The 14,885-nt window shown below is 41.8% G+C and carries 14 protein-coding genes and 3 other RNA genes; 7 read left to right on the top strand and 10 right to left on the bottom strand.

The window, feature by feature from the left end; genetic code table 11:
• The first annotated feature begins 23 nt into the window (after positions 1–23).
• Positions 24–455, top strand: coding sequence for a hypothetical protein (locus AAA970_RS10860; RefSeq protein ID WP_338237125.1), 432 nt, complete (start codon positions 24–26; stop codon positions 453–455).
• A gap of 398 nt (positions 456–853) precedes the next feature.
• Here AAA970_RS10860 and AAA970_RS10855 read toward each other — a convergent pair whose 3' ends face one another.
• The 6 genes from AAA970_RS10855 to AAA970_RS10830 form a co-directional block, all read right to left on the bottom strand.
• Positions 854–1,714 carry a prephenate dehydrogenase gene (locus tag AAA970_RS10855; protein WP_053405627.1) on the bottom strand — a complete coding sequence of 287 codons (861 nt, stop codon included), beginning with the start codon at positions 1,712–1,714 and terminating at the stop codon, positions 854–856.
• Between the two features lie 64 nt (positions 1,715–1,778).
• On the bottom strand, positions 1,779–2,954 hold the full coding sequence (locus AAA970_RS10850; protein WP_338237124.1) for a pyridoxal phosphate-dependent aminotransferase: 1,176 nt from the start codon (positions 2,952–2,954) through the stop codon (positions 1,779–1,781).
• 271 nt (positions 2,955–3,225) lie between these two features.
• On the bottom strand, positions 3,226–3,915 hold the full coding sequence (locus AAA970_RS10845) for an SDR family NAD(P)-dependent oxidoreductase (RefSeq protein WP_338237123.1): 690 nt from the start codon (positions 3,913–3,915) through the stop codon (positions 3,226–3,228).
• 43 nt (positions 3,916–3,958) lie between these two features.
• Complete coding sequence (locus AAA970_RS10840) at positions 3,959–4,846, bottom strand: nucleoside phosphorylase (RefSeq protein WP_338237122.1); 888 nt, start codon at positions 4,844–4,846, stop codon at positions 3,959–3,961.
• Between the two features lie 144 nt (positions 4,847–4,990).
• The gene (locus AAA970_RS10835) at positions 4,991–5,464 is read right to left on the bottom strand and encodes a hypothetical protein (protein WP_338237121.1); all 474 of its coding nucleotides are present in this window, start codon (positions 5,462–5,464) and stop codon (positions 4,991–4,993) included.
• A 136-nt stretch (positions 5,465–5,600) separates the two neighbouring features.
• Positions 5,601–6,608: a PAS domain-containing protein gene (locus AAA970_RS10830; RefSeq protein WP_338237120.1), complete on the bottom strand. Its 1,008-nt coding sequence runs from the start codon at positions 6,606–6,608 to the stop codon at positions 5,601–5,603.
• Between the two features lie 304 nt (positions 6,609–6,912).
• Between AAA970_RS10830 and ffs (AAA970_RS10825) the strand changes: the two genes are divergently transcribed.
• From ffs (AAA970_RS10825) to AAA970_RS10800, 6 genes are all read left to right on the top strand, one after another.
• Positions 6,913–7,009, top strand: an RNA gene (ffs, locus tag AAA970_RS10825) — signal recognition particle sRNA small type.
• Positions 7,010–7,138: 129 nt separating this feature from the next.
• Positions 7,139–7,235: signal recognition particle sRNA small type (gene ffs, locus AAA970_RS10820), an RNA gene on the top strand.
• Between the two features lie 210 nt (positions 7,236–7,445).
• An RNA gene (gene ffs / locus AAA970_RS10815) (signal recognition particle sRNA small type) lies at positions 7,446–7,542 on the top strand.
• Between the two features lie 132 nt (positions 7,543–7,674).
• A complete protein-coding gene (gene fsa / locus AAA970_RS10810) occupies positions 7,675–8,331 on the top strand; it encodes a fructose-6-phosphate aldolase (RefSeq protein ID WP_053405622.1) in 657 nt (218 codons plus the stop codon).
• Between the two features lie 43 nt (positions 8,332–8,374).
• Entirely contained in the window at positions 8,375–9,670 is a 1,296-nt protein-coding gene (locus tag AAA970_RS10805; protein WP_338237119.1) for a cryptochrome/photolyase family protein, read from the top strand.
• Positions 9,671–10,072: 402 nt separating this feature from the next.
• Positions 10,073–10,960, top strand: a complete 888-nt coding sequence (locus AAA970_RS10800) for a DUF2279 domain-containing protein (protein WP_338237118.1) — start codon at positions 10,073–10,075, stop codon at positions 10,958–10,960.
• Positions 10,961–11,386: 426 nt separating this feature from the next.
• On the opposite strand, the gene AAA970_RS10795 is transcribed toward AAA970_RS10800, so the two are convergent.
• The 4 genes from AAA970_RS10795 to AAA970_RS10780 all read right to left on the bottom strand — a co-directional run bounded on the left by AAA970_RS10795 (position 11,387) and on the right by AAA970_RS10780 (position 14,760).
• Positions 11,387–12,100, bottom strand: a complete 714-nt coding sequence (locus AAA970_RS10795; RefSeq protein WP_053405619.1) for a cell division ATP-binding protein FtsE — start codon at positions 12,098–12,100, stop codon at positions 11,387–11,389.
• A 10-nt stretch (positions 12,101–12,110) separates the two neighbouring features.
• On the bottom strand, positions 12,111–12,314 hold the full coding sequence (locus AAA970_RS10790; protein ID WP_053405618.1) for a hypothetical protein: 204 nt from the start codon (positions 12,312–12,314) through the stop codon (positions 12,111–12,113).
• A gap of 73 nt (positions 12,315–12,387) precedes the next feature.
• Complete coding sequence (gene proC / locus AAA970_RS10785) at positions 12,388–13,191, bottom strand: pyrroline-5-carboxylate reductase (protein WP_338237117.1); 804 nt, start codon at positions 13,189–13,191, stop codon at positions 12,388–12,390.
• 777 nt (positions 13,192–13,968) lie between these two features.
• A complete protein-coding gene (locus tag AAA970_RS10780) occupies positions 13,969–14,760 on the bottom strand; it encodes a carboxypeptidase-like regulatory domain-containing protein (RefSeq protein WP_053405615.1) in 792 nt (263 codons plus the stop codon).
• Positions 14,761–14,885 lie beyond the last annotated feature (125 nt).

The raw sequence follows: 14,885 nt of genomic DNA, 5'->3' as shown, positions 1-14,885 counted from the left end.
CAAACTAGCTAACTCACGATATAATGGACAAGGAAAAATTAAATGACGCACTGATAGCACTGGCCCTGAAAAGAAATCAATTGAGTGCCATGGATTATTCAGACGCAAAATACGATGACGTTGAGGAGGAATTACATGATTTAGAGGATGATTTTTTGGAAGAATATGGTGATTTTCTAGAAGATGTGATCACGGATATTCATGACCAATATTGTCCGGAAAGTGATGTGCTTTCCCCAATTGCGTATTTGGCACATAGTTATTTGAATTTGGGCGAGGATGATAATGGTAAGCCTGCATTTGATGTAGGAGCAAAAGAAGGGGTGATTGTTGATGTAGAAGAAATGGAGGATCGCCTTTGCCGATTGGTGGTGGTGCCGAATCCAACGCGTTTTATCATTCAGTCCGGAAAGGCGATGAAGAAAGAAGTTTGGATGGGTGGCGATGTGCTATAGAACCAAATAAAATATAGATCAGAAAAGGCACCGGATTCCGATGCCTTTTTTTTGTCTTCGATTATCGAATTCTTGCGCTGGTAGGTTGGTGAAAAAGGAGGAATGTTATTCCGGATGAGGCAGGCTAAATTATCGTTTAGCCACATGGCGGGAATAATGAAGGAGTTTTTCCTGTTTTGAGTTTTTTCAAAGAAGAAGAGGTCGGAGGGATGATCAAGCTTGCCTAAATTTGGGCTAAAATAAATTAATGAAAATGAATTATTATAAATTGAAAATAAGTCGCTTGCACTAAGTAAATAAAATTAGCGGTGAATAATTCGGGTTATTTCGTAAAAATATAGCACAAAAAAAGACAGTCCCTTTTGAGAACTGCCTTCCTATTTTGCTATGAATTCATTTTAGGATTTAATATCGATCCCCTTTAACACCCTTCTGATGTCATTGACCCGTTTCATGATCTTGGTGCTGCCGATCATGTCTTTGTTGTCAATGATTTGTTTAAAATCTTGCAGATGCTCGATATATGACCCTAGTGCGAGGGAAATATTGTCTGCATTCTGCTCGAAAATAGGGGCCCACATTTCCGGAGAACTTTTAGCCAACCTCACCGTGGACGAGAAACCCGAACCCGCCATGGCAAAGATGTTCTTTTCATTTTTCTCCATATCCAGCACTGTTGCTCCAAGGGCAAAGCTGCTGATGTGAGACAGGTGTGAAACATAGGCAATGTGCTTATCATGCTCAATGGAGTTCATATAGGAAACCCGCATGCCCATGTCTTTAAAGATGCTTTTGATCATGTGATAAGCCAAAGGATCACTCTTTTGCCGGTCGCAAATGATCATCGATTTATTGCGGAATAAACCCTTAAAGGCCGATTCCGGGCCGGAATTTTCCGTACCCGCAATCGGGTGCGTTGCAACATATCTTAATCTTTGAGGATGATCATCGGCCGCCAGGCAGATGTTTTCCTTGGTAGATCCCAGATCAATCACTACTCCTGTTGGGGAGATTAAATCTAAAACGGTAAGGATTTGTTTTTCAATGATGTTTACGGGAGTGGCCAATACTGCAATTGAAGATTGCGGAACGGCTTCCTCCAGCGTCATCACTTTATCAATAATTCCTAACTCCAGTGCTTTTTGTGAATGCCCGGGATTGATGTCAACTCCCAGAATTTCCACTTCATCCAGGGCATCTTTTACGCTCAGGGCAAAGGATCCTCCCAATAGCCCTAAACCTATAACACATATTTTCATAGCAAAAAATAGTCTTAAGGGACTTCAGTATAGATTAGAAGTCGCTAAATGTATTGATTAAAAATTAATTTAATTTATTGATATCAAAGGTCTTAAGTCGTTCGATAACCTCTTTGATTTGATTTTCATGAGTACACAGTGAAACACGGATATAGCGCTTGCCTTTATCACCAAAAATAAAGCCGGGAGAAAGGAAAACGGAATGCTCATGCAATAAGTGGTCGACTAACTGTTCCACTTCTTTGACCTGATCCGGAATTTTTGCCCAGATGAACATGCCGGTCTGGTTTTGATCCCAATGACAATCCAGCTGCTTGAGCACTTCTTCCATCAGTAATTTACGATTGGCATAAATTTCATTTTGTTTTTGATGCCATTCATCTGTATTTCCAAGAGCTGCTACGGCCGCTTCCTGCAGCGGTTTGAACATGCCGGAATCTACATTACTTTTGATTTTAATGATTTCATTCAAATAATCAGCTCCACCATTGATCCAGCCAATTCTCCAACCTGCCATATTATGCGATTTGCTCATGGAGTTTAGTTCTATGGCGACCTCTTTGGCACCTTCCACTGCCAAAATGCTGATCGGCCTGGAATGTGGCAAAATCATGGAATAGGGATTATCATGGCATATTAAGATTTTATGCTTCAAACCGAAATTCACCAATTTTTCAAACAATTCCTCGCTGGCTTGCTTGCCGGTAGGCATATTGGGGTAGTTTACCCACATCATTTTCACGCCCGAAAGATCCATTTTTTCTAAGGCGTCAAAATCCGGTTCCCAGCTTCTTTCGTTCATGGGGAAATTTACCGCCTTGGCACCAATCATTTCTGAAACGGAACGGTAAGCGGGGTAGCCCAACTCCGGTACCAAAACCTGATCTCCGGGATTTAAGAAAGCCAAAGATATATGAGTAATGCCTTCTTTGGAGCCTAAAAGCGGTAAGATTTCCTGATCTTGATCCAATTGAACCCCATATACACGATAATACCAGTCCGCCATCGCTTTTCTTAAAGGCTCAATCCCTCGGTAAGGTTGATAGCCGTGAGCATCAGGTTTTTGGGCGGCAGTCTGCAAGGCCTCTATGGTTGCTTCAGAGGGCTTTTGGTCAGGATTGCCAATGCCAATATTAATAACAGGTTTGCCTTGAGCCATAAGCTCGCGAACCTCTTGTAGTTTGACGGAAAAATAGTATTCCTTGACACTATTTAGCCGTTCGGCTCTGGAAATGATCATGTGAAATTATATTAGGGAGTTCGAAAAAAAAGATAATAGAGGAGTGGTCTGGCTTGTAAGATTTAAGCCTGATAATAACGATAATAATAATATCGTACGGGGATGATATGTACGCTTACGTTATTCATTTTCTTTTTCGAATGGGACAAACATAAGGTACCCTAATTAAAATTCCAATGGTTATCCTGAAAAAAATATGTCTATTTCATAAAATTCGGTGATTTATTAGGTGAATTTAAAAGATGACGATAATTAATTATGAAATTTCCGATTATCCAATGGCAGATATTCCTCCGTCCATCTGAATGATTTGCCCGGTAACCCATTGGGCATGTTGTCCCAAAAGGAAACTTACCATATGTGCGATATCTTCACTATTCCCAATTTTTTGAAGAGGGTGGCGGTTTTGCGCCTGTTGTATTTTTTCTGGACTGGAAAGTAATTGGCCCGCAAGCGGAGTCTGGACAAGGCTGGGAGCAATCGCGTTGATCCTTATTTTAGGCGCCCATTCCGCGGCTAAAGACCGAACTAGCGCTTCGACGCTTCCTTTGCTGGCGCTAATGGAGGAGTGATACTTCATGCCCGTTTGTACTGCCACCGTACTGAATAATACCACAGCGGCCTCGGCTGATTTTCGTAAAAGGGGAAAATAATGTTGTAATGTTTTGACGGCACCCAGGAAGTTGAGTTGCCAGTCTTCTATAAACAAGTCTGGTTTGATGCTTTGAAAAGGCTTCAGCTGAATAGATCCGGGGCAATAAACAATACCGTCCAACTTTTCTAAAGCAGGGAAGTTTGGGGCTTCCTCAAGGATATTCAATGGGTAAAAGGAAAAGTCCGGATGATTTATTTCCGGAGTGTTTCGGCTCAGGCCAATCACTTGGTGGCCTGTTGCAAGGAGGTGGGAGGCCGATGCAAGTCCTATGCCGCTACTTGCTCCGACAATGAGTATATTTTTCATATGGGGTATCTTCATTGATTTTCAAGATACCCCTATGTGAAACTTAATTGTTTGTGACTTTGTCCAATACATACTGGACCAGCTGCTTCATGTGTGGTTTATAATCTCCTCCAAATTCACCTCTTAGCCTATTGGCAATGATCAGGCAAATGGTGGCGGCATGATGTCCCAGCATGGCGGAAAGCCCATAAAGAGCCGAACATTCCATTTCGTAATTGGTGATTTTTTGTCCTTCAAATGCAAAGGAGGTGATTTTCTCGTTTAGCCCGGTGTCCTGAGTCTTTAAGCGGAGCATTCTACCCTGAGGTCCATAAAATCCGGGGGCGGAAATGGTTACGCCGGCGGTGGTGTGCTCAGATTTCAGCTTTTCAATTAAATCGGCAGAACCAGGGACCACATAGGGAGCCGTAAGCTTTGGCGACCATTGCGTATGCTGCATGAATGCGGCCTCTAGCGCATTATCGGAAACTTCTTCCCGGTTGGCGTAAAAATTTAACAGACCATCAAAGCCCATGCCCTTTTCGGATAAAAGGTAAGAGTGAACCGGAAGGTCCGCCTGTAGTGCACCCGAGGTACCAATTCTGATGAAATTCAGACTTCTTTTTTCTTCTTTGACCATTCGGGTATTCAGGTCAATATTCACCAAAGCATCCAACTCATTGATCACAATATCAATATTGTCGGTACCGATGCCCGTAGCCAGAACGGAGATTCTTTTTCCCTGATAAGTACCCGTTTTGGTGATAAATTCACGATTTCTCTTCTCTACCTCTACTTTATCAAAAAAGGAGGCGATTAAATCCACCCTGCCAGGATCTCCCACCAATAAAATGGTATCCGCAATGTCTTCCGGTAGGAGATTCAAATGGAAAATACTACCATTTTCATTGATGATCAATTCCGATGGTTCAATAGCTTTATTCATATTCATTTATGTCGTTTTGCATTATTTTAACCAATTAGGTGGTCTGTTGGCTCTCGAAGTTACATAAAAAGTACAAAACCCTAATGAAGAATGGGGTACAAAAAAAGCGCAATCCGGAGTGGATTGCGCTTTTTGGGGGAAGTTTAATTTTTAAAATTTGAATCTTACAGAAATTGCAATGTCATCGGCATGAAAATCTCCTCCTCCAGGGCCGAAAATATCAAAGGCCGGCTTCCAGTCCATACTGATATTCAAAGGGATTTCATCAAAATCATATTGAAGGCCAATGATGCCATCGATGCCGACTGTTGCCCCATTGATGATCTTGGTATGTGCACCGGCTCCTGCATACCAACTTAAGCCCGGGACCTCCGGAGAAATTAAACCAAAATTGTATCGATATAGTCCGGTGACAATGGTGGCGCCTCCTTTAAATTGCAGTAAGCCTTCCACTGACTGAGGTCCTCCCAATTGATAGACGCCAGAGATTCCCGGAGCTACACTCAGTCGCATACCAAGTTCAAGATTTCCCTGAGCCTTAGTGGATTGTGAAGTGGCCTGGGTTTCCGCCTGTGCGAAAGCGCTAATCATCAGGCTTAAAACGAATACGATAATTTTTTTCATAATACACGCTGTCTTATTCTTTGCGCAATCTATACTAAATAATCAATTTATCAACGATAATAGTTTATATAAATATCAAAATTAGGTATATGATAAAATTATCTTGGAATGGCCTGATAAAGTGGGGGTTTAAGATTTATGCGTAGTTGTTATCTAATGATCTGCTAGTCATGTTGTTAAGCTTGTAAAGTATTTGATCCAAATCTTCTGCGCATATTTTCATTTTATGGATAATGTCCTGAATTTCCTCTGAATTATTTTGGTAGTAGGGTAAGATATTGGAAAGCCCCAGAATGGAAGCTACCGGAGCTCTGAGCTGATGAGAATTCAAGTGAGCGATTAATTCCAGCTGTCGGATTTTCTCTTTCAGCTTGAGTTCAGAGTGTTTAATTAATTCAATGTTTTGAATGGTACCAATGCTTTTGGTGGGGCGATTATTTTGATCTCTTTCAAATACTTTATCATGACGGCTCATCCAAATATATTTTCCATCAGCGGATTTAATTCGGAATTCAATGCCGAAGGTTTGGTCATCTTTGGCGAGTAATATTCGGGTGAGGTGTTTCCTGATCTTAAGATGATCTTCCTGGTGAATTAAACTAGTCCACAGGTAGGCAGAGTGTTCCTCCAGAAAAGAATTACTATAGCCCAATTCTTTTAGCAAATTACCCAGTCGTAGGTGTAATTTATTCTGCCGAAGGTCATAAATATTCAGGCAAATGGGGGCGGTGTCCAAAAGTCCTTCTAAATACCTTTGATGTGTTTGTTGCTTCCACATATTTTTTCGTGTAGAAGTAACTTCTTTAATGATTCGAATGATATAGGGCTTTTTTTCCTTGGTTTTATCTACCCAATATCCATAAGAGTGAAAGTGCAGGACGGTACCATTTTTACTTATGAAGCGATAGTCTTTGGGTTTTCCTGCAAAATCTTTTTTGAAAAAATCAGATATGGTAAGCATTTCCATATCATCGGGATGGATATGATTTAAAAAAGCGAAAGGGTTTTTAATAATGGTTGCGGCCTTTATGCCTGTAATTTTTTGAAAGACCGGAGAGATGTAGTTGAACTTTTTTTCTTCCGGGGAGATGATCATAACTATGTCTTGCTCGTCTCCACTTAGTTTTGCAATTATTTCTTTCATGGGGGATGGTGAAGAATTAACCAGAGATTTTATTTTCTCTAAAAGCTTAGGGAGTAATCGGAATCAAAGGTTTTTGGTGAAAAAATAACAAAGGTAAGTTATAATGGGTTTGTGGATTAATTTACGATTTTATTTTAAAAAAGGTTTATTCGACTAGGTTTCAGGAAAGTAAAAATGAGAATTAGTCAAAAATAATGTTCAAATAGCCTTGTTTAAGAAATGTAGTAAAACAAAGTTAATTGAAAATTAATCGCTTTTTTTTCTGCATTACTTGTGAAATCCCAATTTTTCGTACACATTTGCATCCGCAAGTCAGGACGACCAGCTCCTGCTGAACTCCCCCAGGGCCGGAAGGCAGCAAGGGTAAGTGGTTGAGCGGTGCGATTCTGGCTTGTCTTTTATTATCTTTCTTCCCCAGGCGCTTCCGATCAGAAGGGCTTTTTTTATACCCGTTTTTTTGGCAAAGACTGCCTTTTGAAAAATTTATTCCCTTTTTCCTTGCGCCACTAAGAAATTCCCCTACCTTTGCATCCGCAAGTCAGGACGACCAGCTCCTGCTGAACTCCCCCAGGGCCGGAAGGCAGCAAGGGTAAGTGGTTGAGCGGTGCGATTCTGACTTGTCTTTTATTTTCTTTCTCTCGCAGGCGCTTCCAATCAGAAGGGCTTTTTTTGTGCCCAAATCTTTCTATTGTCCATCTTTTCTGAGCCGGACTCTTGTGTTAATAATATTTATCCGCCTAACTTATTGGGAATCAAAAGAAGAGTGGTTGTTTGGGAATGATTTTTCAAAAAACGCCTAATTTCGCTTGTATTGCCAGATAAAAGCCCTACTTTTGTCATGCGATTCGACAAGAACTGCTCCTGTTGAACTCCCCCAGGTCCGGAAGGAAGCAAGGGTAAATGGTTGAGCGTTGCTATGTCGGATCGTTTTTTTATGTCCAAAAAATACAATTTTTCCCCGGGCATAAATTCCTCCGGGTTTTAGATAATTTTCCCACTTTCATTGTAAATTCTTTCGGCTTCTGTTTAATTGTTTGGAAATCATTACCAATCAAACAATAGCGAAATGAAATTTTTTATCGATACCGCCAATTTGCAGGAAATTGAAGAAGCTGCCGCCCTGGGTATACTTGACGGGGTGACGACCAACCCTTCTCTTATGGCCAAAGAAGGTATTAAAGGGAATCAGGCGATTTATCAACACTATAAAGAGATATGTAATCTGGTTGATAATAATGTGAGCGCGGAGGTGATCTCTACCGATTATGCAGGTATTTTAAGAGAGGCCGAGCTACTGGCGGCCATTGATGCCAAGATCGTGGTTAAGGTCCCGATGATCAGGGAGGGAGTTAAGGCGATAAAATATTTAAGTAGTCAGGGCGTGAGGACCAATTGCACCTTGGTGTTTTCCGCTGGTCAGGCGCTGGTGGCAGCGAAGGCGGGCGCGACCTATGTTTCCCCATTTGCGGGGCGCTTGGACGATATCAGTGCTGATGGGATGGCATTACTGGGGCAGATTGTGGAGATTTACGACAATTATGGTTTTGCTACAGAAGTTTTAGGGGCTTCAATTCGTCACCCTATGCACATTATTGAGGCGGCTGAAATGGGAGTGGATGTGATCACCGCTCCGCTGAAAGCATTGGAGGCATTATTTTTACATCCCCTGACCGATATTGGCTTAGAGAAATTTTTGGCAGATTATAAAAAATCTCAATCCTGAAACTGATTCGGGAACAAAAAGTAAAGCCTAATAAAAAAGTATTTTGGAGAAAGTAAATATCTTTTGGTTCAGACGAGATCTTCGGTTGCACGATAATCATGGTTTTTATCAGGCATTGAAGGCCGGGGAATCGGTGGTTCCTGTCTTTATTTTTGATCGACAAATTCTGGATGAATTGCCGGAAGACGATCCTCGAATCACTTTTATATACGAACAGCTTGAACATTTGCAGAAGCAGTTGCCCCAAGGCGCTCTGATGGAGTTTTTTTATGATGCTCCCAGGGCTGCTTTTGAAAAACTGCTGGACCATTATGAGGTGAAAGCGGTATATACCAATGACGATTACGAACCTTATGCCACCAAAAGAGATGGGGAGCTCGCGGAATTTTTTGCGAGCCAAGGGATTGCCTTTCATGTTTTCAAGGATCATGTGATATTCGAAAAATTGGAAGTGGTGAAACCGGATGGTACCCCATATAAAGTTTTCACGCCATATAAGAAAGTTTGGCTTGAGCAGTTTCGCCAACACCCTCCGAAAAATTATCCGTCTGAGACTCTGCTGGATCAGCTTTTTCAAGGAACTGCCCAATTTCCAATGCCGAAATTGGAGGAAATGGGGTTTTCAGGGGAGGGATTATCCATTCCTGACAAGAAGGTGCCAGACGACCGGCTGATCGAATATGGAGATAAAAGAGACTTTCCGGCCATAAAGGGAACGACAAGGTTAGGGGTGCATTTGCGTTTCGGTACGATCAGTATCCGGCAGTTAGCTTTGAGGGCGAAACCCTTTTCAGAAGTTTATTTATCAGAGCTGATTTGGCGGGAGTTTTATATGATGATCCTTTTTAACTTCCCTCATGTGGTGGATAAAGCCTTTAAGCCTCAATATGATCAGGTGCCCTGGAGAAATGACCCTAAGGCTTTTGAGTTGTGGTGTAAGGGGGAGACGGGTTTTCCCATGGTAGATGCGGGTATGCGAGAGCTGAATGCAACCGGTTATATGCATAATCGGGTTCGGATGGTGGTCGCCAGTTTTTTAACCAAGCATTTACTGATTGATTGGCGTTGGGGAGAGGCTTACTTTGCGGAAAAGCTCCTGGATTATGAATTGGCTTCTAACAATGGAGGCTGGCAGTGGGCTGCCGGTACCGGCACGGATGCCCAGCCCTATTTTCGGGTCTTCAATCCTGAAAGTCAATTGAAGAAGTTTGATCCTCAATTAGAGTATGTGAAAAAATGGGTGCCCGAATATGGAACCATGGGCTATGTGGCACCTATGGTGGATCATAAATTTGCCCGGCAGCGCGCTATTGATACCTACAAGGCTGCTTTAACTTAAGTCGGGTTATTTCTCCATAAATGCTCATTCAGCGGCAAGGCGGAAAAAATGACGGAATATTCCTATTCCGAGTATTTTCCCTGTAAGCAGATGAATGGGGAGAAAGCAAGCCTATTCACATTTCGGCTAATGGAAATCAGTAAAACCAATATTTACAAACTGAAATAAAATCACTTAAAGTAACGAGATGAATCTAGCGGTGAATAATCCGGCCGAACTCTTGATCATGCTTTTTTACTGCCTATCCTATCTATTTGCGTCCTATTTGATTTAACAAAAAAAGCAATTCCTAAATTGAGTTCATTCGGTGCGGAAGCTCCATACTGATGATAAAGAGTTGTCCAAAAAGCTTCCTATTCGGAGGCTTTTTGTATTTTGCGGCCTATTGAATTTAAATTTTTTATGAGTCTATCCGCGGCTTTTTGGTGGTTGCCCCTTTTGTGTTTAATCCTTTGGATGTTAATGGATTCCCTTCCTTTCAAAACTGGGGGCGAAAAGGCTAAACTTCCGAAGCGTTTATTTTATTTTCTGTTTTGGTATGTTTTGCTAGTGGTCGGTCTGGCCATCGCCTGGTATCAGCACATGCCTTTGCAAGGATTTCATTTTTTTAATGATCTGGATGAATGGATGGGCATGGACAAGCTGGGACATTTTTTCACTTGTTTTCAAATGGTGCGCTGGATGAATGCTTATTTGAAAGCCGATATTGCAGAGGATCAAAAACGTCACCGATTTGCTTTTTGGTCGGGGGCTTTGGTATTATTTCCTATAGAGCTCATGGATGGCTTTGGAGCGGGCTATGGCTTTTCGGTATATGATATGTTGGCAAATGCGTTGGGCGCCTTTGCGGCTTTTATACAGCTTCAGACATGGGGGAAGGTCAGATGGTTTCCGCGTTTTAGTTTTTGGCCATCGGACTGGGCGCAGCATAGGCCGCAATTATTGGGGAATAATCTGGGAGAACAGTTGTTGAAAGATTATAATGGTCAGGTGTATTGGTCTTGTTATTCTTTACGGGCATTGTTACGAAAACCATGGGTGCCGTCTTTTTTGATGCTGGCCATAGGATACCGTGCTCAGGGAATGGTGTATGGCAGAATGGAGGAGAATTTGGCGCAGGGCTACCAGCCGACACCATCCTTACTCATTAGTGTTGATTTTGATTATGAGCAGCTACCTCTAGGGCCTTTTAAAAAGATTCAAATGATTTTGGAGATGATCAAGCTACCTATGCCCACTGTGGAGGTGAATAGCCAGGGAGAAGTGGGATTTTCCTTATTTTATATTTAGGGACTAAGGTCTTTATTCAAAAGGGAGATTCTTTCCTTTTATTTCTTCAAAAAAAGATATTCGGTTAAAGGTATTGAGTAACAGCTATCACTTGTAGTTAATTCCTTTCATTTTCTCTTTGCATAAGCTCGTAGGCGATCGTTATTCAGGTTTTAAATCAAAAAAAGCATTTAAACCCGATTGATCCATACCTCCATCTTCCATTAGTAGAAAGGCGGGGAAAATGAAGGATTAGTTCCCTGTTTAGCGTTTTTTCCAAGCAAGCAGGTGAATGAGGGAAAAGCAAGCTAACCCAAACTGGGTTATTTAAAATCAACGAAAATGCGCATAAATAAATTTTCCCGAGTAACTAGGGTTAGTTTGATATATTCAGCGGTGAATAATTCCACTTAATTTTAGCATACCCATGAGCCGACGTTGATTTTACTAATAAATCGCGATCAGCTGAATTTTTTCTTTTTCGGAATCCAGAATGGCCCCATTTTCAATTTTCAGAATACGATGCGGGTGTTTGTCAATCAGGCTATAATCGTGGGTAGCCATCAGGATTGCAGTTCCCTGACTGTTGATCTTATCTAGTAATTCGTAAATCCCTTCCGTAACCTCCGGATCCAGATTTCCGGTTGGCTCATCCGCAATTAAGATTTGCGGTTCATTTAATAAAGCTCTGGCAATTACTACACGCTGCTGCTCTCCGCCGGAAAGCTGGTGAGGCATTTTGCTGAGATGACCGGTCAGCCCTACTTTCATCAAAACATCAGTGATACGACTTTTTATTTTTCCGCTATCTGTCCAGCCGGTAGCTTTCAAAACGAACTCTAAATTTTCTGAAACCGTACGGTCTTTGAATAGCTGAAAGTCCTGGAAGATGATGCCAAGTTTTCTTCTTAACATCGGTACGTCCTTCCTCTTTATCCCATTAATGGTAAAACCTGCTACCGTAGCCTTGCCCTCTTCCAATTCCAAATCAGCATAGATGGTACGCAGCAGAGAAGATTTCCCACTTCCGGTACGTCCTACCAAATAAACGAATTCTCCCTTGCCAATATTAAAGGAGGCTGATGTTAAGACCGTTCGGGTTTCCACACTGATTCGTGCATTTTCTAATGCTACAACGGGTAAGTCGGAGAAGGCTGACATAGGGAAAAAATTAAAGGTTCAATGGTTGTAATTTGCCAAAAGGAAGGGCTTCAATGATGGCTTTTAGGGCTTCTTCTTTTCCTTCCAATCCGTATTTCTCGAGTTTTTTTAGCGGTCGATCAGCACGGAAGTAAGCCACCAATACAAAATTATCATCGCGGAGCTGAATATAATCCGGGATCTTCGCTTTTCCTTTTACCTTAATAATGTACATAATAATCCGATTTCCATGCGAATATATAAAAAAAACGGCGATCGCCGCTTTTCTTATCTATTGCTTTGTGGAATTATTCCGTTGGAATTTTATCAATTTTCAAATAGGAGGTCATGATTCCTTTTATCAGAGCGGAAGAAAATCCCTGGTGTTCCATCTCATTAAGTCCTGCGATGGTGCAGCCTTGCGGGGTGGTCACCTTATCAATTTCAAATTCCGGATGTTTTTTATTTTCTATTAACAGGGAAGCGGCGCCTTTAACCGTTTGCGAGGCAATCAGCTGGGCTACCTCAGCCGGAAAGCCGATTTCAATTCCCCCCTGGGAGGCGGCCCGGATAAAACGCAAAGCATAGGCAATACCGCAGGCGCCTAATACTGTGGCAGAATTCATCAGCTCTTCATTAATGATGATGGCCTGCCCCACCTGATTGAAAAGTTCCACCACCTCTTTTTGGGTGCTCTCAGGAGCATCTGCTGCGGCAATACAAGTCATGGATTCCCGAATGGCAATGGCAGTATTGGGCATGGCCCTGAAAAGGGCAGGTCCTTCCCCAATAGCTTTTCTCATTTGCTCTAGGGATACTCCTGTCACTACGGAAATAACGGTTTTGTCCGGTGTAATTGCGGATTTTATCTCCTCTAATACTTTGGTGGCTAAATGAGGTTTTACCGCAATGATAATCCATTCTGCCTGCTGAGCTGCAAAAAGATTATCAGACAATACGTTTACGCCGCGTTCTCCCAGTGTTCCTAATTTGGCGATTTGCCTTCGGGTAACAAAAAGGCTTTCGGCCTGAATAAAGGATTGGTCGATCAAACCAAAGGCTATTGCGGATCCTAGATTTCCTCCGCCGATGATGGCTATTTTCCTGCTCATAGTAAAGGCTTCATAAAAGGTGATTTTGAATATAATATATATTTTCGCAAAATCATCCGATTTTTGTTGGACCAGTTTTTTTTAGCAGGGGAGAAGGTTCGCTGAATTGATATTTTGAAACCACGAATTTCCCTAATTATCACGAATTATATCTCCGGTTTTGTAAGAAGTAAACACCTCTCAGGCCATTTCCGAAAAGAAAATACACTATCAGGCAATATCTCTTCCAAATTACATCCAATACTACAAATTAGTGTAAATCGTGAAATTAGTGATTAAAAAACACGCTTCGGGGAAATTGTTAATCCAAGCACTTGTCAATTACCAAGGATTTGTCTTTTAGCAAGCACGAATTTCCCTAATTTTCACGAATAATATTTCCGGTTTTGTAAGGAATAAACACCTCTCAGACCATTTCCGAAACGAAAATACCCTATCAGCCATTATCTTTTACGAATTACATCCATTACTAAAAATTAGTGTTAATTCGTGAAATTAGTGGTTCCTTTCTTGCATCCAACTTCCCTTCAATAAAATTCGCGGCTTAGGGAGCGGTGTAGCGATCCTCGCATGGCTCTTGGTAATATTGCGACCGCTTTAGTATTCAAATGGCTCGCAATGACACTACGCCCAGTTTAGTCTTCCCACACCTAACTTATTTCCATAAATTTTCGAAATTTGTGACAACAATTATCACCTTACCCTTTCAAAAAAATTAGTGTTAATTCGTGAAATTAGTGGTTAATAAGGCTTCAACCACCGTTTTAAGCTAACTCCTCAGTCCAGATCTTTCACTAACTGATATCGCTCCCAAAACTCCATAATATCCAGGGTGAGTTGATTGCGATCAGCAAAAACCACGAACATAAAATCGGGTTCATAAAATTCCAGAAAAGCAGCGGCTTCCCTTTCTGAAATATTGAGCAAACTACTCACGACCTGATTGTTGAGCTTTTTTTGGTAAATGGCAGCGTAATAATTTATTTGCGCTTCTTCCGCCAGTATTTTTTCCATCTTCCGAATTTCTTTTCCTCTGCGTGAAACGGCATTATAAATTGAAGTAATCGGACTACCGATGGCGCCCATGGCTTTTTCAAAGCCCGTGAGGTCACGAGGTTCCGGATAGGTGCCGTCGGGATTTTGTCCCAGGCCCGGGATGTAATAAGGTTTTAGTTCTTTCTTACGCAGGGGGTGATCCTCTCCGATGGCAAAAACGTCCACATTTTTTAATTGTATGGCGGTTTCCTTTAGCAGGATAACATTGGGCAAGGTCAGGTCGGTGGTGTCTTTGAAGCAATATTCTCCATAGGCGAAGCCCAGGGCACTAAAGATAAGGGTGTCTTCCGGATAAATTTTTACGGCAAAAGCACCATCTTCATTGGCGGTAATACCGCGGATACTTCCCTTTCTGACAATTTGGGTAAAAGGAATCGGCGCCCGGGTGGAGTCATTCAGAATGATTCCTCTGACCACTATTTTTTGCTTTACTTCCAGGCTGTCGCTTTGGGCAAAAGAGAACAGTGGTAAGAGTGTGAATAGGAAAAAAAAATATAAGTCTGCTCGCTTCAATATCTCGTCCGGTTATCCGCCTAATGATTTATAATAAAGTAAAGGCTAATTGAATCGCTTTCCAAAAGTGGTACGCTTATTTCACGTTTTTTAACGGAAAAGCAGGGCAGAGGTGCAAGAGCGCG

This window comes from Persicobacter diffluens (assembly GCF_036244895.1).
Taxonomy (GTDB): Bacteria; Bacteroidota; Bacteroidia; order Cytophagales; family Cyclobacteriaceae; genus Persicobacter; species Persicobacter diffluens.
This window is presented reverse-complemented; position numbering and strand designations above follow the sequence as displayed.

Bases quoted from the DNA above. Each gene is read 5' to 3' on its own strand.
- AAA970_RS10840 (WP_338237122.1), bottom strand. From the start codon at position 4,846: ATGAATATGAATAAAGCTATTGAACCATCGGAATTGATCATCAATGAA.
- AAA970_RS10835 (WP_338237121.1), bottom strand. From the start codon at position 5,464: ATGAAAAAAATTATCGTATTCGTTTTAAGCCTGATGATTAGCGCTTTC.
- AAA970_RS10795 (WP_053405619.1), bottom strand. From the start codon at position 12,100: ATGTCAGCCTTCTCCGACTTACCCGTTGTAGCATTAGAAAATGCACGA.
- fsa (WP_053405622.1), top strand. From the start codon at position 7,675: ATGAAATTTTTTATCGATACCGCCAATTTGCAGGAAATTGAAGAAGCT.
- AAA970_RS10800 (WP_338237118.1), top strand. From the start codon at position 10,073: ATGAGTCTATCCGCGGCTTTTTGGTGGTTGCCCCTTTTGTGTTTAATC.
- AAA970_RS10860 (WP_338237125.1), top strand. From the start codon at position 24: ATGGACAAGGAAAAATTAAATGACGCACTGATAGCACTGGCCCTGAAA.
- AAA970_RS10830 (WP_338237120.1), bottom strand. From the start codon at position 6,608: ATGAAAGAAATAATTGCAAAACTAAGTGGAGACGAGCAAGACATAGTT.
- AAA970_RS10790 (WP_053405618.1), bottom strand. From the start codon at position 12,314: ATGTACATTATTAAGGTAAAAGGAAAAGCGAAGATCCCGGATTATATT.
- proC (WP_338237117.1), bottom strand. From the start codon at position 13,191: ATGAGCAGGAAAATAGCCATCATCGGCGGAGGAAATCTAGGATCCGCA.
- AAA970_RS10845 (WP_338237123.1), bottom strand. From the start codon at position 3,915: ATGAAAAATATACTCATTGTCGGAGCAAGTAGCGGCATAGGACTTGCA.
- AAA970_RS10850 (WP_338237124.1), bottom strand. From the start codon at position 2,954: ATGATCATTTCCAGAGCCGAACGGCTAAATAGTGTCAAGGAATACTAT.
- AAA970_RS10855 (WP_053405627.1), bottom strand. From the start codon at position 1,714: ATGAAAATATGTGTTATAGGTTTAGGGCTATTGGGAGGATCCTTTGCC.